Source organism: Pedobacter foliorum (genome assembly GCF_013266735.1).
GTDB classification, from domain to species: Bacteria; Bacteroidota; Bacteroidia; order Sphingobacteriales; family Sphingobacteriaceae; genus Pedobacter; species Pedobacter foliorum.
Genome location: NZ_JABSNU010000004.1, coordinates 51,496 through 77,512 on the forward strand (window position 1 = coordinate 51,496; position 26,017 = coordinate 77,512).

The window sequence follows — 26,017 nt, forward strand, 5'->3', positions numbered from 1 at the left end:
AATGATGAATCAACCGGTATATACAGATAACGACCCGCAGAATGAATTGGTTACCTTAAATTTAGGCCCAACTCACCCTGCCACACATGGTGTTTTTCAAAATGTAATTCAGTTAGATGGTGAACGCATCGTTAGTGGTGTATCTACTATTGGCTACATTCATCGTGCTTTTGAAAAAATTGCAGAACACCGTCCTTTCTATCAGATCACACCTTTAACAGATCGATTAAACTATTGCTCTTCACCTATAAATAATATGGGTTGGCACATGACAGTTGAGAAGTTATTGGGTATTGAAATGCCTAAACGTGTTGATTACTTAAGGGTAATTATCATGGAGTTGGCTCGTATTTCAGATCATATTATCTGTAATACAATTATTGCTCAGGATACAGGTGCAACCACCACTTTTTTATATTTATTTCAATTCAGAGAACATATTTATGAGATCTATGAAGAGATTTGTGGAGCAAGATTAACTACTAATGTTGGACGTATCGGTGGCTTTGAAAGAGATTTCAATGAAATCGCCTTTGCTAAGATCAATAAGTTTTTAAAAGAGTTCCCTGTAGCATTAAGAGAGTTTGAAAGCTTACTTAACCGTAATCGTATTTTTATAGATCGTACAGCTAAGGTTGCTGCGGTATCGGCTGAACAAGCTCTTGATTATGGGTGGACAGGGCCTTTATTGCGTTCAGCAGGTGTAGATTACGATGTTCGTGTGAGTGATCCTTATTCATCTTACGGAGACTTTGATTTTGAAGTTCCGGTAGGAACAAGTGGTGATATTTATGATCGCTACCTTGTTCGTAATGAAGAAATGTGGCAGAGCGTTCGGTTGATTGAACAGGCTTTAGAAAAAATAAAACATGAGCCTGCAGGTATTTTCCATGCAGATGTTCCTGAGTTTTATCTACCTGCTAAAGAAGAGGTTTACAATAACATGGAAGCATTAATCTATCATTTTAAAATTGTGATGGGCGAAATTGATGCTCCTAAAGCCGAAGTTTATCATTCAGTTGAGGGTGGTAACGGTGAACTTGGATTTTATTTGATCAATGATGGAGGAAGAACACCATATCGTTTGCACTTCAGAAGACCTAGTTTTATTAATTATCAAATGTTTGCACCAATGAGTAAAGGCATGCTTTTATCTGATGCCATTATTAACATGAGTAGTATGAACATTATTGCAGGAGAATTAGATGCTTAAAGTAGAAGAACAACAACCTGTGGAGTTTTCATCAGCTTTAAAAGAAAAGTTTGATGAGATAATTAGCAGATATCCGAAAGGTAAACAGAAATCTGCTTTGTTACCAATGCTTCATGAGGTTCAAGCCGAATTAGGTTGGTTAAGCCCAAATGCTATGGATAAAGTTGCTGCTTATCTTGATATACAGAGTATCGAGGTATATGAAGTGGCTTCGTTTTATAGTATGTATTTTTTAAAACCGCAGGGTAAGTATATGTTGGAAGTTTGCAGAACGGGACCTTGCTGTTTAGTAGGTGCTGAGAAGCTGATGAACCATATAGAACAAAACTTAGGTGTTAAAGAAGGGGAAGTTACGTCGGACGGCTTATTTAGCTGGAGAGGTGTAGAGTGTTTAGCTGCCTGTGGTTATGGTCCGGTATTACAGATTGGTCCTGAATATACATTTTACGAAAACCTTAATGAACAAAAGGTTGACGAGTTAATACAAGATTTACGCAAGAAATAATGGCCCGTAAACTATTATTAGAACACATAAACGTACCAGGCATCAATAAATTTGATGTTTATCGCCAAAAAGGTGGGTATCGCGCTGTAGAAAAGGCTCTAAAAACTTTAACTCCTGATGAAGTTGTTGAAGAGGTTAAGAAGTCTGGATTACGTGGTCGCGGTGGTGCAGGATTCCCTACGGGAATGAAATGGAGTTTTTTGGCGAAACCAGAAGGTGTAGCAAGATATTTAGTTTGCAACGCAGATGAGTCGGAGCCTGGAACTTTTAAAGATAGATACCTGATGACTCATATTCCTCATGCACTTATTGAGGGAATGATCGTTTCCAGTTTTGCACTGGGTGCTAATACGTCTTATATCTATGTAAGAGGCGAAATGATGCCTCAGATCAGAATATTGGAGAAAGCAATTGCAGAAGCAAAAAATGCTGGATTTTTAGGGAAAAATATTTTAGGAACAGGTTATGATCTGGAGTTGTATGTTCAGCCTGGTGGCGGTGCATATATCTGTGGAGAAGAAACTGCTTTATTAGAGTCGCTTGAGGGTAAAAGAGGTAATCCTAGGATTAAACCTCCTTTTCCTGCAATTGCCGGACTTTATGGATGTCCTACAGTAGTAAATAATGTTGAATCTATTGCGGCTACTGTGCCTATCATCAATGATGGTGGAGATGAGTATGCTAAGATTGGCATTGGCAGAAGTACTGGAACTAAACTGATCTCCGCTTCAGGTAATTTAGTTAGACCAGGAGTATATGAGATTGATTTAGGCTTACCGGTAGAGGAATTTATTTATTCTGATGAGTATTGTGGCGGTATTGCGAATGGTAAACGATTGAAAGCTACTGTAGCCGGAGGATCATCTGTTCCAATTTTGCCTGCAAATCTTACCTTGAAACTTGCTAATGGCGAACCAAGGTTGATGAGTTACGAATCTTTATCTGAGGGCGGTTTTGCGACAGGCTCGATGATGGGATCTGGTGGCTTTATTGCTTTTGATGAGGATCAGTGTATTGTTCGAAATACCTGGAACTTTTCTCGTTTTTATCACCATGAAAGCTGTGGACAATGTTCTCCTTGTAGAGAAGGTACAGGATGGATGGAAAAAGTACTGCACAGAATTGAGTATGGCCATGGTAAAATGAGCGACATTGATTTATTGGTTGATGTTTCTAAAAAGATTGAAGGAAATACGATCTGTCCATTAGGTGATGCTGCTGCTTGGCCGGTTGCAAGTGCAATAAGACATTTCAGAGATGAATTTGAATGGCATGTTAAAGAGCCAATCAAATGTTTAGATACTAATTATGGTTTAGCAAATTATGCTGAGCCAATTGCGAAAGCAGAAGTTACGACAGGAAATTAACAATCATGAGTGACAAAGTTAAGGTAACCATAGACGGGATATCAGTAGAAGTAGCACCCGGCACAACTATTCTAAATGCTGCAAGGCAAATAGGTGGTGATATTGTGCCTCCTGCTATGTGCTATTATTCTAAATTAGAAGGCAGTGGCGGAAAATGCCGTACTTGTATTGTTAAAGTAAGCAAAGGATCTGAAAAGGATCCGCGTCCAATGCCTAAATTAGTAGCATCATGCCGTACAACAGTGATGGATGGGATGGAAGTGCTAAACATTACTTCTCCGGAAGTTATAGAGGCACGTAGTGGAGTTGTTGAAATGCTGTTGATCAATCACCCATTAGACTGCCCTGTGTGTGATCAGGCAGGAGAATGTGATCTTCAGAATCTTGGATATGAGCATGGTTTGCAAAAAACAAGATATGAATTTGAACGCAGAACGTTTGAGCGTATAGATATTGGAGATAAAATCCAATTACATATGAACAGATGTATCTTATGCTATCGTTGCGTATTTACAGCTGATCAAATTACGAATAAACGTGTACATGGTATCCTGAATAGAGGAGATCATTCAGAAATATCTACCTATATCCAAACGGCTGTAGATAATGATTTCTCTGGAAACGTGATTGATGTATGTCCTGTTGGTGCGTTAACTGATAAAACTTTCAGGTTTAAAAATCGCGTTTGGTTTACAAAGCCAATTGATGCACACAGAGATTGCCCTACTTGTAGCGGTAAAGTTACCTTGTGGTATAAGGGAGAGGATGTTTTACGTGTTACAGCACGCAAAGATATCTATGGTGAGGTTGAAGAGTTTATCTGCAACACTTGTCGTTTTGATAAAAAGAAAACTGCTGATTGGGTAATTGAGCACCCTACTCATATTAGCGATACTTCGGTTATTGCTTCTAATCATTATGAAACCTTAAGACCGCTACCTGTTATTCAGAACAATCCTCAATTACAACAGGCAAATAAAGTAGAACTAGAAAAAACAACCAAATTCTAATGGATATAGCTTTTGTAATAGAAAAATTTGTACTGGTAGCCATCATTTTTGGTATCAGTTTATTGATTGCTATGTACTCTACTTATGCTGAACGGAAAGTAGCTGCTTTTTTACAGGACAGACTTGGTCCGGATAGAGCTGGTCCTTTTGGAATACTTCAGCCATTGGCAGATGGAGTTAAGATGTTCATGAAGGAAGAAATCATTCCTTCGAATGCAAGTAAATGGTTATTCATGGTTGGCCCTGGACTGGCGATGCTTACTGCATGTATTGGTACCGCAGTTATACCATGGGGTAGTGATATTACCATTGCAGGTCGCGTTATTCCATTGCAGGTAACAGATATCAATGTTGGTATATTGTACATCTTTGGCGTTGTTTCATTAGGTGTTTACGGTGTAATGATAGGTGGTTGGGCCTCTAATAATAAGTACTCATTATTAAGTGCTATTCGTGCTGCATCGCAGAACATTAGCTACGAGATCGCAATGGGTTTGTCAATTATTGCTTTGTTGCTTGTTACAGGCACAATGAGTCTTAAAGAGATTGTAGAACAACAGCACGGTTGGCATTGGAATGTGCTTTATCAGCCATTAGGATTCCTTCTTTTTATGATTTGTTCGTTCGCTGAAACAAATAGAGCTCCTTTCGATTTACCCGAGTGTGAAACTGAGTTAATTGGTGGTTATCATACAGAGTATTCTTCAATGAAGTTAGGTTTTTATCTATTCGCTGAATACATCAATATGTTTGTATCATCGGCAGTTATGGCTACGCTTTACTTTGGAGGATATAACTATCCAGGGATGGATTGGGTATTGTTACATACAGGACCAATAATTGGCCCTCTGATTGGAACTCTTGTATTCTTTATAAAAATATTTGCATTCATATTCTTCTTTATGTGGGTACGCTGGACAATTCCTCGTTTCCGCTATGATCAATTGATGCACCTTGGCTGGAAAGGATTAATTCCTCTAGCTATAGCTAACATCATCATCACAGGTATTGTGATTGCAATAATTGAAAAGTTTTAACTACCCGCATTAGCGGATAAATAATAAGGAGGTTTAATGGAACCATTAACCAGTAAAAAGAAAGTATTAGAACAAAAACCATTAACGTTTGCAGAACGCATGTATTTGCCTGCAATAGTTAAAGGTTTATCTGTTACAATTAGTCACTTATTTAAAAAAGAGGCTACAATAAGATATCCTGAAGTAGAAAGAGAGTTCTCTACAAATTTTAGAGGTATGCACTCTTTGAAAAGAGATGAAGAAGGAAGAGAGCGTTGTACGGCTTGTGGCTTGTGCGCCCTATCTTGTCCTGCTGAAGCTATTACAATGATAGCTGCTGAGCGGAAACCTGAAGAAAAGGATTTATACAGGGAAGAGAAATATGCTGCAGTATATGAAATTAATATGTTGCGTTGTATTTTCTGTGGTTTATGTGAAGAGGCTTGCCCTAAAGAAGCAATCTACTTAGATGGCCCAATTGTACCTTCTGATTATCTTCGTAAAGATTTTATTTACGGTAAAGATAAATTGGTTGAGGCACCATTGAATAAATAGTAATTTAGTATATAATGCCTGATAAGGGCCTTTTAATATAAACAGTTTAAACATAGATAATGGGTACTTCAGTATTCTATTTTGTAGCAACATTAAGCGTATTCTTTTCACTGATGGTTATTTTTTCAAAGAACCCTGTGCATAGCGTACTTTATTTAATTGTTACATTCTTCACATTTACGGTTCATTACATTCTGTTAAACGCTCAGTTTTTAGCTGTAGTAAATTTCATCGTTTACATGGGTGCAATTATGGTTCTATTCCTTTTTGTACTGATGTTACTGAACCTCAATAAAGATAACGAACCACTAAAATCAGGAGCAGTAAAAGTAGTCGGCGTTATAGCTGGATGCTGTTTAGTGGTAACTTTAATCGGGTCATTAAAAGCTACAGCGGTATCTGATCCCGTTATTTTAAGAAATCCAAATTTGGGCTTATTGAAAAACCTGGGTAAGGAATTGTTCGGCCCATTCATGTTGCCGTTTGAACTTTCATCAATTTTATTGCTTTCAGCAATGGTTGGTGCAGTATTGTTAACTAAAAAAGAAAAAGTATAGTGGAAAACATGACTCAACAATTGCAGGGAGTACCACTTAACCACTACATCTGGCTAAGTGCTATTATTTTCACAATCGGCGTTATAGGAGTATTAACCCGTAGAAACGCTATCGTTATATTTATGTCTGTAGAGTTGATGCTTAATGCAGTTAACTTATTGCTTACGGCTTTTTCAGTACATAACAATGATCCATCCGGACAAGTATTTGTATTTTTCATTATGGCTTTGGCCGCTGCAGAGGTCGCAGTAGGCTTAAGTATTATTGTAATGGTATACAGAAATACTCAATCAGTAGATATAAATGTGTTGAATCGCCTTAAGTGGTAATATAAGTATAGATATAAAATGATAATAGATTTAGTTTGGCTGGTTCCGTTGATTCCTTTGATTGGTTTTATAATCAATGGCTTGGGAAGAAACACATTATCTAAAGGCCTAATTGGTTTTATAGGAAGCAGTGTTATTTTCGTTTCTTTTGCCATTAGTGTTGGTATATTTCTGGCTTTAGGCTCAGATGCAAATAAATCTCACGAAGTTTTTCTTTTTGATTGGATAAGCGCAGGAAAACTACATATTCCACTATCCTTTCTGGTAGATCCGTTAAGTGCTATAATGTTACTTATCGTTACCGGGGTAGGTTTCCTTATTCATATTTATTCAATCGGCTATATGCATAGCGATGAAGGTTTTGGTAAGTTCTTTAGTTACCTGAACTTGTTTATCTTCTTTATGCTTTTATTGGTATTAGGATCGAACTATATTGTAATGTTCATAGGATGGGAAGGCGTAGGGTTATGTTCTTACCTGCTAATCGGTTTCTGGTATACAAATAGCAGTTATGCTTCGGCAGCGAAGAAAGCTTTTGTCATGAACCGTATTGGTGATTTGGGCTTCCTGTTAGGTGTGTTTTTCATCTTTACTACTTTTGGAAGTATTGAGTTTTCTAAAATATTCCCTCAGGCCGCAAATATGTTGCCTGGAGATCATACTATAGCGCTTATTGCTTTGTTACTGTTTATTGGTGCATGCGGTAAATCTGCTCAATTGCCACTTTTTACCTGGTTGCCTGATGCGATGGCCGGTCCAACGCCTGTTTCGGCTCTAATTCACGCTGCGACAATGGTTACAGCCGGTATTTACATGATTGCCAGATCTAACCTGATCTTCGATTTAGCTCCACTAATTCAGCATGTGATTGCTATTGTCGGCTTGGCTACTGCAATCGTGGCTGCTATTATTGCATTAACCCAAACAGATATTAAAAAGGTACTTGCTTATTCAACAGTATCTCAATTAGGATATATGTTCTTAGGTCTTGGTGTTGGCGCATATAACGGAGCTTTCTTCCATGTAATTACACACGCGTTCTTTAAAGCATTATTGTTCTTATGTGCAGGATCTGTTATACATGCATTGCATCATGAACAAGATATGAGACATATGGGGGGCTTACGTAAAAAGCTACCAGTTACATTCATAACTATGTTAATTGGTACCATCGCGATTGCAGGATTACCTCCATTCTCAGGATTCTTTTCAAAAGATGAGATTTTAGCACATGTATATCAACATGATAAAGTAATGTGGGCAATTGCCGTATTTGGAGCATTCCTTACCGCATTTTATATGTTCAGAATGTTATTCCTTACCTTTTATGGTAAATACCGTGGGACTCACCATTCTGAAGAAAAAATTCATGAATCGCCAAAGTCAATGACTATTCCTTTAATCGTATTGGCTGTGCTATCTGCATTTGGTGGTATTATAGGTGTACCTGAGGCTTTAGGTGGAAACCATTGGCTATCACATTGGCTTTCTCCGGTAATTAAGCATACAGGCGAATCTCCTGATCATGCTACTGAGTATGCGCTTATGGCAGTTTCTGTTGTTGGGGTTTTAATCTCTATCGCAGTAGCTTATGGGAAATACATTAAACAAAGTCACGTACCTGCTCCAGATGAAGCTAAACGTTCTGTACTTGCAAACTTATCTTATAACAAATTTTATTTTGATGAGATATATGATGCATTAATTAGAAAACCATTGGATGCAATTTCAGTATTCTTCTATAAAATAGTAGATAATAAAATTGTTGACGGTATTGTGAATAGTTTTGGTTGGGGAACAACCGAAGCAAGTAAAGGTTTACGCCTGATGCAATCCGGAAATGTTGGCTTTTATATTTTTATGATGGTGGTAGGAATCATCTCATTGTTATTGTATACTTATTTATCTCTATAAAAGATCGTTCAAGAAAACATAATGGAACAACTTTTACTACTTCTTATATTCTTACCATTGCTAGGAGCCTTGGTTACCGCTTTTTCCGGAAATGCAGCAAAACATGTTGCATTGGTTTCGGCAATTGTCTCTCTTGCATTAGCATTGGTGATGGTATGTAACTTTACCCCGGATGCCAGTACTCAATTTATGGTAAACTATCCATGGATCCATGATCTTGGAATAAACTTCCATGCTGGTGTTGATGGAATAAGTATGATCACAATATTATTAACAAATGTGTTAGTGCCATTAATCATATTGGCAAGCTATCAGCATAATTACAAGAGTTCAAATGCATTTTTTGCTTTGATTCTTTTTATGCAAACTGGTTTGTTAATTGTGTTTACTTCACTTGATGCTTTTCTGTTTTATATCGGATGGGAAGCAGCACTAATCCCTATTTATTTTATTTGTGCAGTTTGGGGTGGGAAAGATCGCATTAAGGTAAACATGAAATTCTTTGTCTATACAATAGCAGGATCATTGTTTATGTTACTGGGATTAATTTATCTGTATTTGCAGAATCCGGCACATAATTTCGATATCCAGGCTTTCTATAATCTTAACTTAGATTCAGTACAGCAAGGATGGATTTTCTGGGCTTTCTTTATTGCTTTTGCAATTAAAATGCCTGTATTCCCTTTCCATACCTGGCAACCAAATACATATACTGAAGCTCCGGCTGCAGGTACTATGTTACTAGCAGGTATAATGTTGAAAATGGGTATTTATGGTGTAATTAGATGGTTATTGCCTATAGTGCCGACTGGAGTTCAGGATTGGGGACATGTAGCAATCATATTGTCAGTTATAGGAATTGTGTATGCGTCATTGATAGCTTTTACGCAAAAAGATGCAAAACGTCTGGTAGCATATTCTTCTATTGCACACGTTGGATTAATAAGTGCTGGTATTTTTGCATTGAATACACAAGGTATGCAAGGTGCTATGATCCAAATGTTAAGTCATGGGATAAATGTGGTAGGATTATTCTTTGTTCTTGACATCATCTCAAGTCGTTTAAAAACAAATAGGATAAGTGAATTAGGCGGAATTGCAAAGCAAGCACCAATATTGGCTATTACGGCTTTAATCATAGTTCTTGGAACTGTTGCATTACCGGGTACTAATGGCTTTATAGGCGAGTTTCTTTTATTGATAGGAGTATATCAGTATAATATCTGGGTAGCTGTTTTTGCAGGACTAACGATTATATTCGGAGCAGTTTATATGTTTAGAATGTATCAAAACATCATGCTGGGTAAAACTAACGACCTTACGATTACTTTTACAGATGTAAAGGGTTCGGAAAAGGCGGTATTGTACACGATCTGTGCACTAATTATTGTATTGGGCGTTTATCCAAAACCAGTTCTGCAATTGTCAGAGGCATCAGTGCAGCATTTAATAGAACAAGTAACACAAAAATTAACATCGGTAAACTAAGCAAATGAATATCATAATAACAATTACTGTTACAGCTTTAGTAGTGCTTTACGCAGGTTTGTTTAAGGCTAAAAAAGCATTATTACCCATTACTCTTATTGGGCTGCTTACTTCACTGGTTTTTGTTGCTACTGCATGGAACACTAATCAGACTTATTTTGGGATGATGCAAATGGATAATTTTGCATTGGCTTTCTCTGGAATAACAATCCTTGGTACCTTATTTATATTTCTGCTTACTCAAAATTATTTTGCAGCAGATAGCGAAAATATTGCAGAGTATTTTACCTTAATCTTATTTGCCCTGGCAGGTATCATCATTATGGTCTCTTATAAGAACATGTCTATGTTATTTATAGGTATCGAGATCATGTCTGTCTGTTTATATATCCTTGCTGGTATTCGCAAAAGTAATTTTGCGTCTAATGAAGCTTCATTAAAGTATTTTTTAATGGGAGCATTCTCAACAGGATTTTTATTATTCGGAATCACATTGATTTATGGTGCGACAGGCTCATTCGATCTAGAAACAATTAATCAATATCTGGTAGGCAATTACAAATCGATCTCTCCAATGTTTTATCCTGGGATAATTCTAATGATGATTGGATTGAGTTTTAAAGTGGGAGCTGCTCCTTTTCACTTCTGGACTCCAGATGTATACGAAGGTGCACCAACTTTGATTACAACTTTTATGTCGACTGTAGTTAAAACTGCAGGTTTTGCAGCATTTTTAAGATTATTTGCTGATGCATTTGCTCCTCTGCATGACTTCTGGCTTCCGCCTTTAATTGCAATCGTATGTATTACTTTGTTTATTGGTAACGTGACTGCATTGTTTCAAAAGAACTTTAAAAGAATGCTTGCTTATTCAAGTATATCTCATGCGGGTTATTTATTATTTTCATTAGTTACCTTGTCAGGAAACTCTGCAAATAATGTATTGGTTTATGCCGCTGCGTATACTTTTGCAAGTATTATAGCTTTTGCTGTACTTATTATGGTTAAGCAAAAAACAGGTAACGATCATTTTGATAGTTTTAATGGCTTGGCTAAGCGTAACCCATTAACTGCATTAGTATTAACAATAGCGATGCTTTCGTTGGCTGGAATACCACTAACTGCAGGGTTTATTGGAAAGTATTTAATGTTCCTTAATGTAATGGGAGAATATCAGATACTTCTGGTAGCGTTCGCTATTTTAAATGCATTGGTAGGTTTCTATTACTATTTTAAAGTAATAGTGGCTATGTACTTTAAAGAAGGTAATGAAATTGAGTTAGAAGCACCGCTTCAATACAAAGTAGTATTGGTGTTATCTGTTGTAATTACATTATTCTTAGGGGTATATCCGGCTGTAATTTTAAATTTGATATAACCATTTCTCTAGATAATTATTTGTAGTTTTACGAGTAATTGAACTATGCAAGATTTCTGGACGACACTACAGCATTTTATAGACCCCGAAAAATTACTTAAAGAAGGTGGTTTTTACGTTGTAATGTTCGTGATTTTTGCGGAAACAGGTTTGTTTTTTGGGTTCTTCTTACCTGGCGATTACCTCTTATTTCTTGCCGGAATGTTTGTCGCTACCGGAAAACTGGATGTAAATATTTATGTACTCATATTAGGCTTATGCCTGTGTGCCATTTCAGGTAATTTTACAGGCTATTGGTTTGGTCGAAAGACTGGGCCTGTGCTGTATCATAGAAAGGATTCTTTTTTCTTTAAAAAACGTTATTTGAAAGCTGCCGAAGAATATTACAATAAACAGGGAGCTTTTGCATTAATAATGGGAAGGTTTGTTCCCATAGTTAGAACTTTTGCACCGATTTTTGCTGGTGTGGTTAAATTAGATTTTAAGAGATTTGCATTATATAATATTGCAGGTGCAATATTATGGATAGCTTCCTTAACTTTGCTCGGTTATTTCTTGGGTAAAAGATTTGAAAAAGAGATAAACGATTATTTATTATATATAATTATAGGATTTATTGTTGTTACAACCATTCCTCTCGTTGTCACATTTGTGAAGAAGAAAGTGGTCAGTAGCACCGATAATGAAACAACAAATACAGAACAATAAAATAAAAAATGAGTAAATACGATCACCACCCATGGCACAGCGTTTCTCCAGGCGATAACTTACCTGAAATTGTTAATGCCATAATAGAAATCCCAAAAGGTTCGAAAGCGAAATATGAAATTGATAAAGAGTCTAATTTAATTAAATTAGATAGGGTACTATTCTCTTCAGTGATGTATCCTGCAAACTACGGCTTTATTCCTCAAACTTATTGCGATGATAATGACCCTCTGGATATTTTAGTGCTTTGCTCGGTAGACGTTTATCCATTGTCTATTATTGAAGCTAAAGTTATCGGTGTAATGCATATGGTAGATAACGGTGAACAAGATGATAAAATCATTGCAGTGGCAAAGAATGATATGTCTGTTAACTATATTAATGATTTAGCAGATTTGCCTCCTCATACAATGAAAGAAATAGTTAAGTTTTTCCAGGACTATAAAGCATTGGAAGAAAAGAAAGTAACTATTGAGCATCTTTTAGGTGTACGCTATGCACATAAAGTAATTCAGGAAAGTCTGGCACTTTATGACAAAAAGTTTAGAAATAACAATTCTTAATGGAAGGTCTCAAGATATTTTTAACATTCTTCTTAGTAGCGCTGAACGGATTTTTCGTTGCAGCAGAATTTGCAATTGTAAAGGTTAGAGCCTCGCAAATTGAAATTAAAGCGAAATCCGGAAGTAGGGTTGCTAATATCGCAAAATATATTACCCAGCATCTTGATGGCTATTTAGCCGCAACACAGCTGGGTATTACTCTTGCCTCACTTGGATTAGGTTGGGTTGGTGAATCGGTAATGCATAGCATTATTCATGATGCGCTAATTAATTTTAATCTTTCTGAGGTTTATATTACCTCGATTTCTACATTTATAGCATTTCTGTTCATTACAGTGATGCATATTGTATTTGGAGAATTGGCGCCAAAGTCTGTAGCAATACAAAGACCAGTTGCTACAACCTTATTCATTGCAGTGCCGCTTCAGGCATTCTATTGGCTATTCAGGCCATTTATTTGGGTGCTGAATGGCTTTGCAAATGTAATCCTTAAAATGTTTGGTATATCCAGCGTTGGTGGGCATGAGTCTGTTCACAGTACCGAAGAGCTATATTATCTATTAGATCAAGGTAAGGAAAGTGGAGCGCTGGATACAAATGAACATGAGCTCATTAAAAATGTTTTTGATTTTAATGAACGCGTTGTTAAAAACATTATGGTTCCGAGAACTAAAATATCTGGAATTGAACTTTCTACACCTAAACAGGAAGTAGTAGAAACAATTATTGCTGAGGGGTACTCAAGAATGCCTGTTTACGACGATATAATTGATAAGATTATAGGAATTGTACATGCAAAGGACATTTTGCCGTTATTGGCAGGTAATAAAGAATGGTCTTTAAAGGATATTATCAGGAAGCCATACTTTGTCCCTGAAACAAAGAAAATAAATGATCTGTTAAGTGAACTTCAACAAAAGCGCATTCAAATTGCTATTGTAATTGATGAATTCGGAGGAACAGCCGGAATGGTAACCCTTGAAGATATTGTAGAAGAAATTGTTGGAGAGATACAGGATGAGTACGATGAGGAAAAGCCAACAGTAGAAAAAATATCTGATACAGAATTTATCATTAATGCATATGCAACGGTTTATGATGTTAATGAGCACTTGCCTCATGACTTACCTGAAGACGAGGATTTCGATACAGTAGGGGGGCTTGTTTCCCATGCATTTGGAAAGATTCCTGAAGTTGGTGACAGTGAAGAGTGCTATGGTTATTTATTTACCATCTTAAAGAAAACGGAACAGAATATAGAAACCATAAAACTTGAACTAGTAATTAGTAAAAGTGATATGGTTGATAATCATTAATCCTTTTTGCCATGCATGTTTTTTATACACCAGACATCAATTCTAATGAATATGTCTTAAATGAAGATGAGAGCAAGCATTGCATTAGAGTTTTAAGATTAAATATTGGAACCGAAGTGCATCTCATAGATGGTATTGGAGGGCTTTATAAGGCTGAAATAATAGATCTATCTAAGAAAAATGTTAAGTTAAGAGTTGTTGAAGCAACTCATAATTATAATAAGCGTAACCATCATCTCCATATTGCAGTTGCTCCCACAAAAAATATTGATCGACTAGAATGGTTTCTGGAAAAAGCAACTGAAATAGGTATTGAAGAGATAACACCAATCATTTGCGATAGATCTGAACGTCGCGTTGTGAAAGAAGATCGTTTGGTTAAGGTGGTTACTTCTGCAGTTAAGCAATCACTTCAAGCTTACCACCCTAAAGTGAATCCTCAGATAAATCTTTCGGATTTTTTAAAATTAGAGAACGATTCTAACAAGATGATTGCTCATTGTATTGATGAGAATTCAAGACAATATATTACTCAGGTTGCTCAACCTAATCAAAATTATACCATATTAATTGGCCCCGAGGGTGATTTTACTCCTCTTGAAATTGAATTGGCTTTGCGGAATGGCTATAAACCATTAACTTTAGGTAATACACGACTACGTACAGAAACCGCTGCTTTAGCGGCCTGCTTTGAAGTGAATTATTTAAATAGATGAGATTTAAACCCTTTTTTCTTATTGGATTAATTTTGCTGCTATGTGGCTTTTATACGCCTACTTATAAGTTAGCAAAATTGAAATATAATGGCGGTGGCGACTGGTATGCCAATAGAACTGCACTTCCAAATCTCATTGATTTTTGTAATAAAAACCTGCAAACCAACTTTGTTGCTCAGGAGTCAATTGTTGAGGTAGGAAGCCCCGAAATATTTAATTATCCATTCGTATACTTAACCGGACATGGAAATGTGGTTTTTAGTAATGCAGAGGCAAGTAATCTACGTAAATACTTAATTGGTGGCGGGTTCTTGCATATCGATGATAATTACGGTCTGGATAAGTTTATTCGTAGGGAGATGAAGAAGGTGTTTCCTGAATTAGCATTCGCAGAATTACCTGCAAATCATGTACTGTACAATCAGAAATTTAAGTTCCCAAACGGATTACCTAAAATCCATGAACATGATGGTAAAAGACCACAGGGATTTGCATTAATTTGGGAAGGACGCATTGTTTGTTATTACACATATGAATGCGATTTAGGGAACGGATGGGAGGATTATGGTACTTATCCTGACGACAGCCAGGATAAGCGGGCTAATGCGCTTAAAATGGGCGCAAACTTAATTCAATATGCATTAACACAATAGCTATGAAAGTAAAAGTAAATGAGCATTATGATTTCAATGTTGAGATAAATAATGATTTATTGAGTGTTAATGGTTCAGAAGTTTCAATTGACTCAAGGAGTTTGGCCAATCATACCCACGTTATTTATAAAAACAAGTCTTTTAATATAGAGATTGTTACTGAAGATAAAACAACCAAAACCAGTGTAATTAAGGTCAACGGAACTTTATATACTATAGAAATAGAAGACCAGTATGATCAATTGCTCAAGCAATTAGGAATGGACAATTCTCAGGCAAATAAAGTAAGCGAAATTAAGGCCCCAATGCCAGGGTTAGTTCTCAATGTAATTGTTGCTGAAGGGCATGAGGTGAACAAAGGAGACAGTCTACTGGTTCTGGAAGCCATGAAAATGGAAAATGTTATTAAATCACCTACCTCAGGAATTATTAAAAAGATTCTTATCAACAAAGGAGATAAGGTAGAGAAGAATGAAATATTGATACAATTTCAGTAAACAAAAAATGGGGACTATTTATAGTCCCCATTTTTTGTTTACTGAAATAAATACTTTATCGCTTAAGGCCATTAAAAGCCCTTTGTGGTTTAGTCTTAAATTGAGGTTTGCCCATTGATCTAATTTCAGAAGCTCCAAGCATAGTCATCGCGCATCTAAAGCCTATATCTGCAGTCGATTCATCTTGCTGAAGAAATCTTCTTGTCGCAGGGTTTAACCACATTGCCTGATCATCCCATGAACCGCCCTTGTATACTCTTGATTTATCTGTAATAAGTGTAATTTCACCGTACAAATCATTAGCCTTGTCACGATAACCTCTCTGATCTGCATAAGTATTAACAGAATCCGCAGGTTTAGCTGCCGCGGCTTGTTTCTCTGCCCATGTTTGTTTTCTTGCAGATACTGCTGCAATCATAACCGGTCTATTGTGCTTATCTTTTTCTATTTTACCGGTGTTTGGATCCGCTACTTTCTTGTCTTCATAGAAATTTCCCCTATAAGGATTAAATGCATCAGCAGCTTCAAAAGTTTTAGAACGGTAAACATCGGCCACCCATTCATTTACGTTTCCAGCCATGTTATACAAGCCAAAATCATTTGGTAAATATGATCTTACAGGTACGGTTAAGCCTCCCTTATCGTTTAAAGAGCCTCCAACACCCATGTAATCACCTTTTGTTCTTTTGAAATTAGCTAATATTAAACCTCTGGTTTTTTTCTTAGCTGAACTTAAGCCAAGTCCATTCCAAGGGTAAATTTTATTCTCGTGAATATTTTCATACTCAGTATTTCCAATTAAGCCGAGGGCTGCATATTCCCATTCCGCTTCTGTAGGTAGGCGATAAGGCTGTTTTAAAATTCCATCCTCAAGTCTTACATTTCTGGTTGCGGCTTTATTCCCTTTGGCATCCGGAGCGCTGGCATTTGTAGGACTTAAATCCTTCATTGCTTTTTTGCCCTTGTCATCATATTGGCCATTTAAGTAAATCTCAGTATTGAAAGGCTCTGTCGGTCTGGAACTTGCTGCCGCGACACCCGATCTGGTATCTCCGTTTACTTCTTTGAAGGTGGTCATATACCCCTGATCTCTAAGTAATAATTCGTTCACTCGATCAGTTCTCCAATCGCAATACCTTTCTGCTTGCTCCCATGTAACACCAACTACAGGATAGTCCTGATATGCAGGGTGCCTCAAATAGTTATCTACATATGGCTCATTGTATGATAATGGTCTACGCCAAACCAAAGTATCTGGGATCTCATTGTAATAGTATTCGTAATCAGACGGATAATTGGTTCTTATCCAATTTAAGTATTCAAGCCAGTTTGTGTTCGAGACCTCTGTTTCATCCATGTAAAAAGAGGAAACAGTGGTCTCTCTTTTATGGTTATAAGAGCTTAATTCTTGTCCTGCAACATTTATGGCACTGCCACTCATTACAAAAACACCACCCTCAATTTCAACTAGGCCAGGGCCTGGTCCTCTTTTGAATTTATTGTTTACTTGAAATCCTCCGTATTCTTTTTTATTATAGGCCAATCCTGTCTTATCAGATGTTCCTGATTTGGATTTACAAGACATAAAGGAGGCTACAACTGCAAGATATGCAAGCGAGTATAAGTATGATTTTTTCATTGGGTCATGCAAATAGGTACTCTAACCGTTAAAACTACGCAAAAAAACGCTTTCGTACCAAAAAAATCTTTCTTTATAAGCTCGATGTAATTATCTCAGGATAGAAATTGCGTATAATTAAGAATACTTTGAAATTAATAAACACTATGCTAACTTGCGTGGGATAGTATAAATTATACGGGGCAAATGAATTTCAGGTACTCAGTAAAGACTGTATTAAGCATTTTTTCTCTGGCAGCAGTTTCCATTGGAGCGTTTGCTCAGGAAGTGCAACCTGGTACCCGAACAAATGGCAGCGCACCAAATAACATAATTACTGCTGTTCCCTTCCTATTAATTACTCCTGATGCAAGAGCAGGGGGTATGGGGGATGCAGGTGTTGCAGTTAGTCCTGATGCGAATGCAATGAGCATAAATCCGTCAAAACTAGCTTTTTTAGATAAACCGTATGGTTTTTCTGCTTCTTACAGTCCTTGGTTAAAAAGCTTGGTTCCTGATATTAATCTTGCATATTTAAGTGGATTCTATAAACTTAATGATGAAAGTACCATTGGAAGTTCTCTAAGGTATTTTTCTTTAGGTGAAATACAGTTTGTAGATATTAATCAGCAAGATCTGGGAGTTTACAGCCCAAATGAGCTGGCGTTGGATGTAACTTATTCAAGAAGATTTGGTAGCTCGTTTTCATTAGGGACAGCCTTAAGATATATTTATTCTAATCTTTTGTCGGGGCAATTTGCTGCAGGACAACAAACGCAAGCTGGTTCGGCAGTTGCAGTTGATGTTTCTGCATACTATAAAAAGCCAACCATTTTCCTGGGTACCGATGCGATTATTTCTGCCGGTGTCAACATTTCAAATATCGGGACTAAAATAAGCTATGTCGCTGGTGGAGAAAAGAATTTTCTGCCAACAAACTTTAAAATTGGGGCTGCTTCAACCTTTTTAATTGATGATTATAATCAATTTACCTTTGCATTGGATTTCAATAAGCTGTTGGTGCCCACGCAACCAATTTATGATGGGGAAGGGAAGATTGTAGCTGGTAAAAATCCTGATCGTTCGGTTCCATCTGGTATATTCGGTTCATTTAGTGATGCCCCTGGTGGTTTTAGAGAAGAAATGAGGGAAATTAATATCGCTGCCGGAATGGAGTACTGGTACAATCAGCAATTTGCATTAAGAGCAGGTTATTTCTATGAAAGTCCCCAAAAAGGCGACAGGAGATACTTTACGCTTGGTGCCGGTCTAAAATACAATGTGTTTAATATAGATTTTGCTTATTTGGCAGCTAACGCTCAAAAAAGTCCGTTGGCAAACACATTGCGTTTCACTTTGCTTTTTAATTTTGGCGATGCCAAATAATAGTATATAATAACAATTAAACAGATGAAAATTAAAGTAGGGTTTGGGTTCGATGTACATCAGTTAAAAGATAATCATCCATTTGTAATAGGCGGAGTTAACCTGGAGCATCATAAAGGTGCTTTTGGACATTCTGATGCAGATGTTTTGCTTCATGCAATTTGTGATGCCCTATTGGGTGCTGCAAATTTAAGAGATATAGGTTTTCATTTTAAGAATACCGATCCACAATGGAAAGGAATAAGCAGTGTTATTTTGCTTAAAGAAAGTGTAAAGCTGCTTAGCGAGAAAGGTTGGGAGATTGGTAATATCGATGCAATGCTTTGCCTTGAAGCGCCAAAGATTAATCCTCACATTCCAGAAATGCAAAAGAATATTGCAGAGGCAATAGATATTTCTATTGATGACATCTCTATAAAAGCAACTACCAACGAACAAATGGGTTTTATTGGTAGGGAAGAGGGGGTTGTTGCCTACGCAGTCTGCCTAATTCAAAAAGGATAATATCCTCTATAATTAAGCTGTATGCATCACACTGTCAACCAAAAAAATAAGGTTGTATGCATCATGCTATTTACTGAAAAATTACCTTCTCAGAGAAGACATAGGAAATTTTGCCCATTTAGCGAAGCGGGCAAAAGATTCCAGTCTTTGAAGAGAACGGTCATTTTTTACTCTTCTAAGTACCCAAATTTACCTTGGTTATAGTCACTTATAGCTTGTTGTATCTCTTCCGAAGTATTCATTAAAAATGGGCCATACTGGGCAATTGGTTCATTTATGGGGTCACCACTTAATACCAAAACTACACTGTTTTCCAAAGCTTCAAGCTCTATTTTAGAACCTTCATTCTTGAAATGAACAAACTGGTCTGTTTTGGCTGTTTCGGCGCCATTAATTTTAACACTACCTTCTATGATAACAAAACCTGTATTGTATTCTTCAGGGAAGTCAAAATAGGCTTTGCCTCCTTTGTTTAGACGGGCATTTAGTAAGTTTAACGGAGAAAAAGTATTTGCAGAACCTTTAATCCCGTTATATTCACCAGCAATTACTTCAATTACACCGCCATCATTATCCAGGTTGTATTTAGCCATATCGCTATGCTTTACATCCTGATACTTTGGTGTACTCATTTTATATTTTGCAGGTAAATTAACCCACAACTGAACCATTTGGAAAGCCCCGCCTTTTTTAGTGAATTGCTCTTCATGATATTCTTTATGTAAAATCCCACTGGCAGCAGTCATCCACTGAACATCACCGGGATAAATAATACCACTGTTTCCTGCACTGTCATGATGTGCTACTGCGCCATGATAGGCAATGGTTACCGTCTCAAACCCACGGTGCGGATGAACACCAACGCCTCTGGGTTCATTCCGTGCCGAGAACTCTATCTTTGAATTATAATCCAACATAAAGAATGGGCTCATTTTAATTTTATATCCTTTTGGGAAAAAATTATGCACCCTAAAACCATCACCAACCATATGAGGTGCCGGCGCATTTAAAATGGCCGACACTGCTTTAGTTTTTGCTTCCATTTGCATTCTTATCCTTTTACGGATGCTTATTTATTATTTAGGCTTGTTTTACAAATTGTAATTCACCAGCTATTTTAACAGCCTCACTAACCATTACACCACCAGTTTCTAATGCTGCATTCCATGTTAAACCAAAATCTGTTCTGTTTATTTTGCCGTTTAAAGTAAAACCTGCTTTTGTATTACCCCATGGGTCAGTTGCTATACCACCAAATTCAGCTGTCAATTCTACAGGTTTGCTTGTTCCTTTAATAGTTAGATTTCCATTTAAAATGTAATCATCACCATCTTTCTTTATCGAAGTAGATTCGAAAGTGATTTTAGGGAATTGTTCAGCATCAAAAAAGTCTGCACTTTTTAAGTGGTTATCTCTGTCTGTATTTCCAGTATTAATGGAGCTAGTCTCAGCTTCAAAAGAAACCGTTGCATTTTCAAAATCATCAGACTCTGAAGTTAATGTTGCACTAATTAAATGTAAACCACCGGTTACGGTAGAAATCATTAAGTGTTTAACTTTAAACTGTAATTCACTGTGAGTTGGGTCTAATACCCATTGTGTAGTTGCCATAATATTGTTTTTTTAAGTTGTTCTTTTAATTACAACACAAAATTACGGCTAGATGTTTTGCCTCACATTGACCTATGATAAGAAAACGCTAGGGTCTAAAATGCTTATGTGCCAAGTCTTTGCGAACCCTGCTCAACGATTCAGGTGTAATGCCTAAGTACGAGGCAATCATCCATTGTGGAACTCTTAGGGTAAGATTGGGATATAATTGGATAAAATTCAGGTAGCGTTCTTCAGCAGTTGCACTTAAAAGCATATTGATTCTTTTCTGCATAAACCTGATGGAGTTATTAAGCATAGTGCTATTCAGATCATTCATGCAGGGAACATGCTTTGCTGCATCGTTCATGAAATCTCTATTCATCGTAATAGCAGTAGTAGGTTCAATAGCATCAATAAAAAACTCCGAAGCCTCATTGAACATCCCATTTCTTTCAGAAAGCCACCATTGCTCAGGGGCAAATTGAATAATATGGGTTTTTCCTTTACTATCTATCGAATAACTACGCAAAAGCCCGTTTAGAACAAAAAAACCATTAGACAAAACCTCCCCCTTCATCAGAATCATTTCATTCTTATCGAAGGTTTTTACTTTAAGTTTGTCAGAAATAAGGTTAAACTGATCATCAGTTATGGCTACTTTCTTTTGTAAATAAGCTTTGAAAGGCTCTAGTATAGCTGTCATAGATAAAATCTATTTCTTGTCTGGTTCGATATTGGAAAAATCTACACCGCACTTGCAGTTGGTGCCGCAACCATTACTTTTAGGGGCTATAGAGCGATAAACAATGCGGCCAACGTAAAACAATGCGCCTGCAAACAGTATGATTACTAGAATAGTCTGAATGTCCATATCACAAAATTAGTTAATGCCTGTTTCAGGCAAGTCTGTTAATTGTAAATTTAACCTTCCATAAGCCCAACGGTACCACCAACCCAGTCAAAATCCTTATTATACCTTACACCAATCATTTTTCCTCTGCTTAAACGAGCCAAATTAATACATAATTTAGGTTCTTCTCCATCTGCCCAAAGATACATTAACCTTATTTCTGCCTTTACGCCACCATCAGGCGATTGTATAACGGGCTCATAAACAACTTTTCGTTGAAGTATCCAGTTTTCTGGGTCATTAATCTTTGTTACATCAGCTTTTGTTACGTCAATAATTACACCCATGCCTGCAAAAGAAAACAAAGGTTTTAATACATAGTTTTCAAGATCTGCAGGTATTTCGGTTAAAGTGTTCAGGAAATGTGTTTCGGGCACAAATTCACTCTTTAAGAAAGGCATAGTATACTTACTAATCCTGTAAAACCAATTGGGATGTGTAATCCACTCCACATCAATCTCATCTCTCGGATCAAAGCTTTCTATAAAAAGATCTGTTTTATCGGTAACCTCATCAAAAATCAGTCGGTTATAAATCCTCCTTAATTGCACTTTTTCGCCTTTTTCTTCATAGAATAGAGCATCGCCTTCTTTAAATATGTCGGTTAGACTTAAAATTTTGATGCCTAAATATTTCTGAGTAATTAAAAAGTCAATGGCTGTCTTTTGATTTGGAGCATCAACATCCATTAGCGCCACTTGATGGGGTGCGTAGTTGCCAAGCACTACCTTTTTTAATAAGTCAACGTACGATTGTTCATTAATTCCATTAAAAAAAGGAGTTAAACCAGATGCTAATCCATAGGATTCTTTATAAATCCTGCCGAGTTCGGGTTGAAAGCCATACAAAGAAGGGAAGCCCTGCATCTCAATTAGCTTGGGCACAAGGTGACCACTAGGATCTTTACAAATCCCAAAATCGAATGTCAAAAAATGAGGGTGCTCATTTTCATTTGGAACATTCCAATTCGCCGGAATAGAATCTTTTGTTAGCTCTTTAAAATTAGGTTGTTTTATTAGTTTTATAATTTCTTCCCCAGCTTCAACCAGTTTTTTTTGTAGGTCTGAAGGAATGAAAATTGGAGTTTCCGCAACCCTAAAAGGAATATTTGTTAATCCAGATTCCAGTGTTTTTAAAAAGCTTGAGTACTTTTCTTCAGAAAAAGTACTGTTAAACTGGTCTCTGTATTTCCCGATCATAGCTATGCTTCCTGTAAGGCATTTAATGCCTCAGTTAAAAAATTAGGTAAAATAACGCTTTGGGTAAGTTTGATCTTATCAGGATTGTCAAGACTCGATAACATGTCCTCGTATTTTTCCAGACCATGATTGTCAATAATTGCTTTCATTTTATCCTCTTGTAGCAAATACATCTTCATGCCAACGGGATCTGCTTCCGGATGAAATTGAGTGCCCACTATTTCTTTGGTAAAGCGAACCGACATTACACAACGTTCCAAATCAACATGTGGCCTTTCCTTTTCTAATGCCAGAACCTTAGCCTCTGAGTTTGAAAACAGTACATCATCAGGATTTATAACCTGCCAGTCACGACTGTCTACAGCATAAAGTGGATTAGGCAAGCCATTAAAGATCAAATCATTTTCCCCTTCTTCGGTTAAAAAGACTGGGAAAATGCCAAAAGCAGTTGATTTTCTTCTAATTACCTCACCCACATGGTACTTCCTGCAAGCCATTTGAAAAGAGTGACATATTAAAAAAGCATGCTTTTTCTGTGAGCTAATCTTATTATGGCACTCTATTTTGTCTAGTAAATTAAAAAAGTCGTTCTCCCACTGCTGGCCTTCTCCGTCAAAAGGGCTTCCTGGACCGCCGCTTGATATATAGATGTCGTAATGTTCATCAGGGATTTCTCCCTTTTGCCTCAAATCAAAAATATCATAACACAAATCAATGTCATTCTCTGTACGATAGCGCAACAAGATTTCCTGTATCCCACGCATCCCTTGGTTGGTAACTCCATTGTTCATGTCAATTACAGCAACCCTAATCTTATCTCTATCTATTATGTTCACGGTTTAGCCCCAATTAGTGTTTGTGTAGTAATGTAATCTACTACGGCCTCAAAGTTACCACTTTGTTCGTAAACAGCCAATTGCCTGTCTGCTCCTGTTCCATTCTCAAGAATTTTCAGCACATAATTGATCTCATTTCTGCAACCCAAATCGTCAACAACGTCGTCAATAAAATCTAGCAGTTCTAGTATCAGATTCCTGCAATTTACTTCCATTTCCTTGCCAAAATCAATCAGATTGCCATCAATGCCATAGCGTGCAGCTCTCCATTTATTTTCATTTATCAAGGCTCTCGAATAACTGATGAATTTCATGTTCTGGAGACGGAGCTTGTATAGTTTGGCACATAACGCCTGAAACAGTGCAACAAACGCCATAGTTTCATCAATTAACATTGGGCAATCGCAAATCCTGAACTCTATTGTTTCAAAGAAAGGATGCACCCTAATGTCCCACCAGATTTTTTTCGCGTTATCAATACTGTTGGTCTTAATCAACAGCTTAACATAATTGTCGTAATCTTCAATGCTATTAAAAATATCCGGAATGCCTGTTCTCGGAAATTTGTCAAATACCTTAGTTCGGAATGATTTATATCCCGTATTCCTGCTTTCCCAAAAAGGGGAGTTGGTAGATAAAGCAAATACGTGTGGTAAAAAATAGCGTACCTGATTTGCGATATGAATTGCAAGCTCTCTCGATTGAAACCCTACATGTACATGTAATCCGAAGATCAGATTGGATCTTGCAGCTTCCTGAAGTTCATTAACTATTTCGCTATAGCGTGGATGCTCGGTAATCAACTGTTTCTCCCAATGAGAAAAAGGATGCGTTCCTGCCGCACCAATTCGTAATCCCTGTTCACCTGCAAGCTGCGAAACCGTATATCTTAATTGTGAGATTTCTGCACGCGCCTGGTCTGTATTTCTGCAAATGCCTGTCCCAACTTCAACAACGGCCTGATGCATTTCGGCCTTAACCTGATCTTTATGTATTTTTTGTGCTGCTTCAACTATTTTTTGATCGTGTGAGGTAAGTTCACGGGTTACCGGATCAACCACCATGTACTCTTCCTCTACACCAAGTGTAAATTCATTCATCATAACTTATTCCCTCCAATTTATCCCTAATTATTTTTTTGCAACAGTTGCTTTTTTGGTTTTAGCGGTTGCTGCTTTAGCTGGCGCTTTTTTCTCGGCGATAGCTTTGGTTTTTGTTTTGCCAACCAGAGGTTGTCCGGTAGCAGATATTTTAACATATTCCCCCCATGTTAAATTATCTTGCCCCTCAATTTGAGCCTTTGCCCTTTCAATAGCATACTGAGCTGAAGTTTCGACAACCCAGTCAAAGTTTTCCTGACCAACGCTGGTTACCTCAGCATCAGGTGCAGGATTACAGAAATCAATAGCATAAGGTATTCCGTCGCGTACGGCAAATTCTACAGTATTGAAATCATAGCCCAAGTACTGATTCAGCTTAATCACATAGTCATGAATAGTTTTTAGTAATTTCTCACTCGAAGGAGGGGTGTTTACCTGGTAGCGAAGATGAAAAGGATTGCGCGGTTCGTATTGCATAATGCGAACATATTTGCCTCCAATGCAATAACATCTAAAATATTCATCAAAAACGATTTCTTCCTGAAGCATCATAACGGTCTGTTTGGTCTGACTATGCTTGTCGAAGAAATCTTCTATATCATGTAATTTGTAAACTTCTTTCCAGCCACCACCATCAAAAGGTTTCATATATGCAGGGAAACCGGTATATTTAAAGATAGCCTCCCAATCTAATGGAAATGCAAGGTTGCTAAATGATTCGTCCGATGTGTCGTCGGGTTGTTCGTAAGACGGTATCAAAGCTGTTCTAGGTACGGGTATCCCAAGCTTTACGGCTAACGCGTTATTAAAGAATTTCTCGTCGGCACTCCACCAAAAGGGGTTGTTTATTACTGCGGTTCCTGTAATTGCAGCATTTTTTAGTGCAGATCGGTAAAAAGGAACGTCCTGTGATATCCTATCAATAATTACAGCGTAATCGAGTGCTTCTGCTTGAAATATTTTGTCAATGTTTACAAATTCGGCTCTGATATCCTTTCCTGCGATCTCATTTACGCGTTTCACAAAAGCCTCCGGGAACGATCTTTCTTTGCCAAACAGTATTCCGATTTTTTTCATAAGTATATG

The 26,017-nt window shown here is 37.1% G+C and carries 28 protein-coding genes; 19 read left to right on the forward strand and 9 right to left on the reverse strand.

The features are described 5' to 3' along the window. Position 1 precedes the first annotated feature (1 nt). From HQN83_RS09965 to HQN83_RS10045, 17 genes are read left to right on the forward strand one after another with little or no spacing between them, the layout of a single operon-like run. A complete protein-coding gene (locus HQN83_RS09965) occupies positions 2-1,213 on the forward strand; it encodes an NADH-quinone oxidoreductase subunit D (RefSeq protein WP_246254435.1) in 1,212 nt (403 codons plus the stop codon). After that, positions 1,206-1,718: an NADH-quinone oxidoreductase subunit NuoE family protein gene (locus HQN83_RS09970; protein WP_173090200.1), complete on the forward strand. Its 513-nt coding sequence runs from the start codon at positions 1,206-1,208 to the stop codon at positions 1,716-1,718. The genes HQN83_RS09965 and HQN83_RS09970 overlap by 8 nt, the downstream gene beginning before the upstream one ends. Then, complete coding sequence (nuoF, locus tag HQN83_RS09975; RefSeq protein WP_173090201.1) at positions 1,718-3,085, forward strand: NADH-quinone oxidoreductase subunit NuoF; 1,368 nt, start codon at positions 1,718-1,720, stop codon at positions 3,083-3,085. The genes HQN83_RS09970 and nuoF overlap by 1 nt, the downstream gene beginning before the upstream one ends. A gap of 5 nt (positions 3,086-3,090) precedes the next feature. After that, positions 3,091-4,095, forward strand: coding sequence for a 2Fe-2S iron-sulfur cluster-binding protein (locus HQN83_RS09980; protein ID WP_173090202.1), 1,005 nt, complete (start codon positions 3,091-3,093; stop codon positions 4,093-4,095). Beyond that, positions 4,095-5,132, forward strand: coding sequence for an NADH-quinone oxidoreductase subunit NuoH (gene nuoH, locus HQN83_RS09985; protein ID WP_173090203.1), 1,038 nt, complete (start codon positions 4,095-4,097; stop codon positions 5,130-5,132). The genes HQN83_RS09980 and nuoH overlap by 1 nt, the downstream gene beginning before the upstream one ends. Positions 5,133-5,168: 36 nt before the next feature. Further along, positions 5,169-5,666 carry a NuoI/complex I 23 kDa subunit family protein gene (locus HQN83_RS09990; RefSeq protein ID WP_173090204.1) on the forward strand — a complete coding sequence of 166 codons (498 nt, stop codon included), beginning with the start codon at positions 5,169-5,171 and terminating at the stop codon, positions 5,664-5,666. A gap of 59 nt (positions 5,667-5,725) precedes the next feature. Continuing rightward, positions 5,726-6,223, forward strand: coding sequence for an NADH-quinone oxidoreductase subunit J family protein (locus tag HQN83_RS09995; RefSeq protein WP_173090205.1), 498 nt, complete (start codon positions 5,726-5,728; stop codon positions 6,221-6,223). A gap of 8 nt (positions 6,224-6,231) precedes the next feature. Next, positions 6,232-6,552 (forward strand): NADH-quinone oxidoreductase subunit NuoK, encoded by a 321-nt coding sequence (nuoK, locus tag HQN83_RS10000; RefSeq protein WP_216854440.1) that lies wholly within the window; start codon positions 6,232-6,234, stop codon positions 6,550-6,552. A gap of 21 nt (positions 6,553-6,573) precedes the next feature. After that, positions 6,574-8,466, forward strand: coding sequence for an NADH-quinone oxidoreductase subunit L (gene nuoL, locus HQN83_RS10005; protein ID WP_173090539.1), 1,893 nt, complete (start codon positions 6,574-6,576; stop codon positions 8,464-8,466). Positions 8,467-8,487: 21 nt separating this feature from the next. Further along, entirely contained in the window at positions 8,488-9,954 is a 1,467-nt protein-coding gene (locus tag HQN83_RS10010; protein WP_173090206.1) for a complex I subunit 4 family protein, read from the forward strand. Positions 9,955-9,958: 4 nt separating this feature from the next. Beyond that, on the forward strand, positions 9,959-11,332 hold the full coding sequence (locus tag HQN83_RS10015; protein WP_173090207.1) for an NADH-quinone oxidoreductase subunit N: 1,374 nt from the start codon (positions 9,959-9,961) through the stop codon (positions 11,330-11,332). A gap of 45 nt (positions 11,333-11,377) precedes the next feature. Then, positions 11,378-12,040 (forward strand): DedA family protein, encoded by a 663-nt coding sequence (locus HQN83_RS10020; RefSeq protein WP_173090208.1) that lies wholly within the window; start codon positions 11,378-11,380, stop codon positions 12,038-12,040. Between the two features lie 8 nt (positions 12,041-12,048). After that, on the forward strand, positions 12,049-12,603 hold the full coding sequence (locus tag HQN83_RS10025) for an inorganic diphosphatase (RefSeq protein WP_173090209.1): 555 nt from the start codon (positions 12,049-12,051) through the stop codon (positions 12,601-12,603). Further along, complete coding sequence (locus HQN83_RS10030; protein ID WP_173090210.1) at positions 12,603-13,919, forward strand: hemolysin family protein; 1,317 nt, start codon at positions 12,603-12,605, stop codon at positions 13,917-13,919. The genes HQN83_RS10025 and HQN83_RS10030 overlap by 1 nt, the downstream gene beginning before the upstream one ends. Positions 13,920-13,930: 11 nt before the next feature. Then, positions 13,931-14,635 carry a 16S rRNA (uracil(1498)-N(3))-methyltransferase gene (locus tag HQN83_RS10035; RefSeq protein WP_173090211.1) on the forward strand — a complete coding sequence of 235 codons (705 nt, stop codon included), beginning with the start codon at positions 13,931-13,933 and terminating at the stop codon, positions 14,633-14,635. Next, positions 14,632-15,288: a DUF4159 domain-containing protein gene (locus tag HQN83_RS10040; protein WP_173090212.1), complete on the forward strand. Its 657-nt coding sequence runs from the start codon at positions 14,632-14,634 to the stop codon at positions 15,286-15,288. The genes HQN83_RS10035 and HQN83_RS10040 overlap by 4 nt, the downstream gene beginning before the upstream one ends. A 2-nt stretch (positions 15,289-15,290) precedes the next feature. Next, positions 15,291-15,785, forward strand: coding sequence for an acetyl-CoA carboxylase biotin carboxyl carrier protein subunit (locus HQN83_RS10045; RefSeq protein ID WP_173090213.1), 495 nt, complete (start codon positions 15,291-15,293; stop codon positions 15,783-15,785). Between the two features lie 55 nt (positions 15,786-15,840). Here HQN83_RS10045 and HQN83_RS10050 read toward each other — a convergent pair whose 3' ends face one another. Continuing rightward, complete coding sequence (locus HQN83_RS10050) at positions 15,841-17,424, reverse strand: SUMF1/EgtB/PvdO family nonheme iron enzyme (RefSeq protein ID WP_173090214.1); 1,584 nt, start codon at positions 17,422-17,424, stop codon at positions 15,841-15,843. Between the two features lie 186 nt (positions 17,425-17,610). On the opposite strand from HQN83_RS10050, the gene porV reads away from it, so the two are divergent. Together porV and ispF are read left to right on the forward strand one after the other, a co-directional pair. Continuing rightward, positions 17,611-18,789: a type IX secretion system outer membrane channel protein PorV gene (gene porV / locus HQN83_RS10055; RefSeq protein ID WP_173090215.1), complete on the forward strand. Its 1,179-nt coding sequence runs from the start codon at positions 17,611-17,613 to the stop codon at positions 18,787-18,789. A 24-nt stretch (positions 18,790-18,813) separates the two neighbouring features. Then, positions 18,814-19,293 (forward strand): 2-C-methyl-D-erythritol 2,4-cyclodiphosphate synthase, encoded by a 480-nt coding sequence (gene ispF / locus HQN83_RS10060; RefSeq protein ID WP_173090216.1) that lies wholly within the window; start codon positions 18,814-18,816, stop codon positions 19,291-19,293. 167 nt (positions 19,294-19,460) lie between these two features. Here the strand turns inward: ispF and HQN83_RS10065 are convergent, their stop codons facing one another. From HQN83_RS10065 to HQN83_RS10100, 8 genes are all read right to left on the reverse strand, one after another. Then, on the reverse strand, positions 19,461-20,336 hold the full coding sequence (locus tag HQN83_RS10065) for a pirin family protein (RefSeq protein ID WP_173090217.1): 876 nt from the start codon (positions 20,334-20,336) through the stop codon (positions 19,461-19,463). A gap of 37 nt (positions 20,337-20,373) precedes the next feature. Continuing rightward, entirely contained in the window at positions 20,374-20,904 is a 531-nt protein-coding gene (locus HQN83_RS10070) for a YceI family protein (RefSeq protein ID WP_173090218.1), read from the reverse strand. 88 nt (positions 20,905-20,992) lie between these two features. Continuing rightward, a complete protein-coding gene (locus tag HQN83_RS10075; protein ID WP_217277369.1) occupies positions 20,993-21,589 on the reverse strand; it encodes a Crp/Fnr family transcriptional regulator in 597 nt (198 codons plus the stop codon). A 9-nt stretch (positions 21,590-21,598) separates the two neighbouring features. After that, complete coding sequence (locus HQN83_RS10080; protein ID WP_108206405.1) at positions 21,599-21,757, reverse strand: FeoB-associated Cys-rich membrane protein; 159 nt, start codon at positions 21,755-21,757, stop codon at positions 21,599-21,601. A gap of 50 nt (positions 21,758-21,807) precedes the next feature. Continuing rightward, positions 21,808-22,995, reverse strand: coding sequence for a hypothetical protein (locus HQN83_RS10085; RefSeq protein WP_173090219.1), 1,188 nt, complete (start codon positions 22,993-22,995; stop codon positions 21,808-21,810). 2 nt (positions 22,996-22,997) lie between these two features. Continuing rightward, positions 22,998-23,831, reverse strand: a complete 834-nt coding sequence (locus HQN83_RS10090; RefSeq protein ID WP_317172499.1) for a type 1 glutamine amidotransferase — start codon at positions 23,829-23,831, stop codon at positions 22,998-23,000. Then, entirely contained in the window at positions 23,828-24,934 is a 1,107-nt protein-coding gene (locus HQN83_RS10095) for a carboxylate-amine ligase (protein WP_173090220.1), read from the reverse strand. The genes HQN83_RS10090 and HQN83_RS10095 overlap by 4 nt, the downstream gene beginning before the upstream one ends. 27 nt (positions 24,935-24,961) lie before the next feature. Further along, complete coding sequence (locus HQN83_RS10100; RefSeq protein ID WP_173090221.1) at positions 24,962-26,008, reverse strand: ATP-grasp domain-containing protein; 1,047 nt, start codon at positions 26,006-26,008, stop codon at positions 24,962-24,964. Positions 26,009-26,017: the final 9 nt, after the last annotated feature.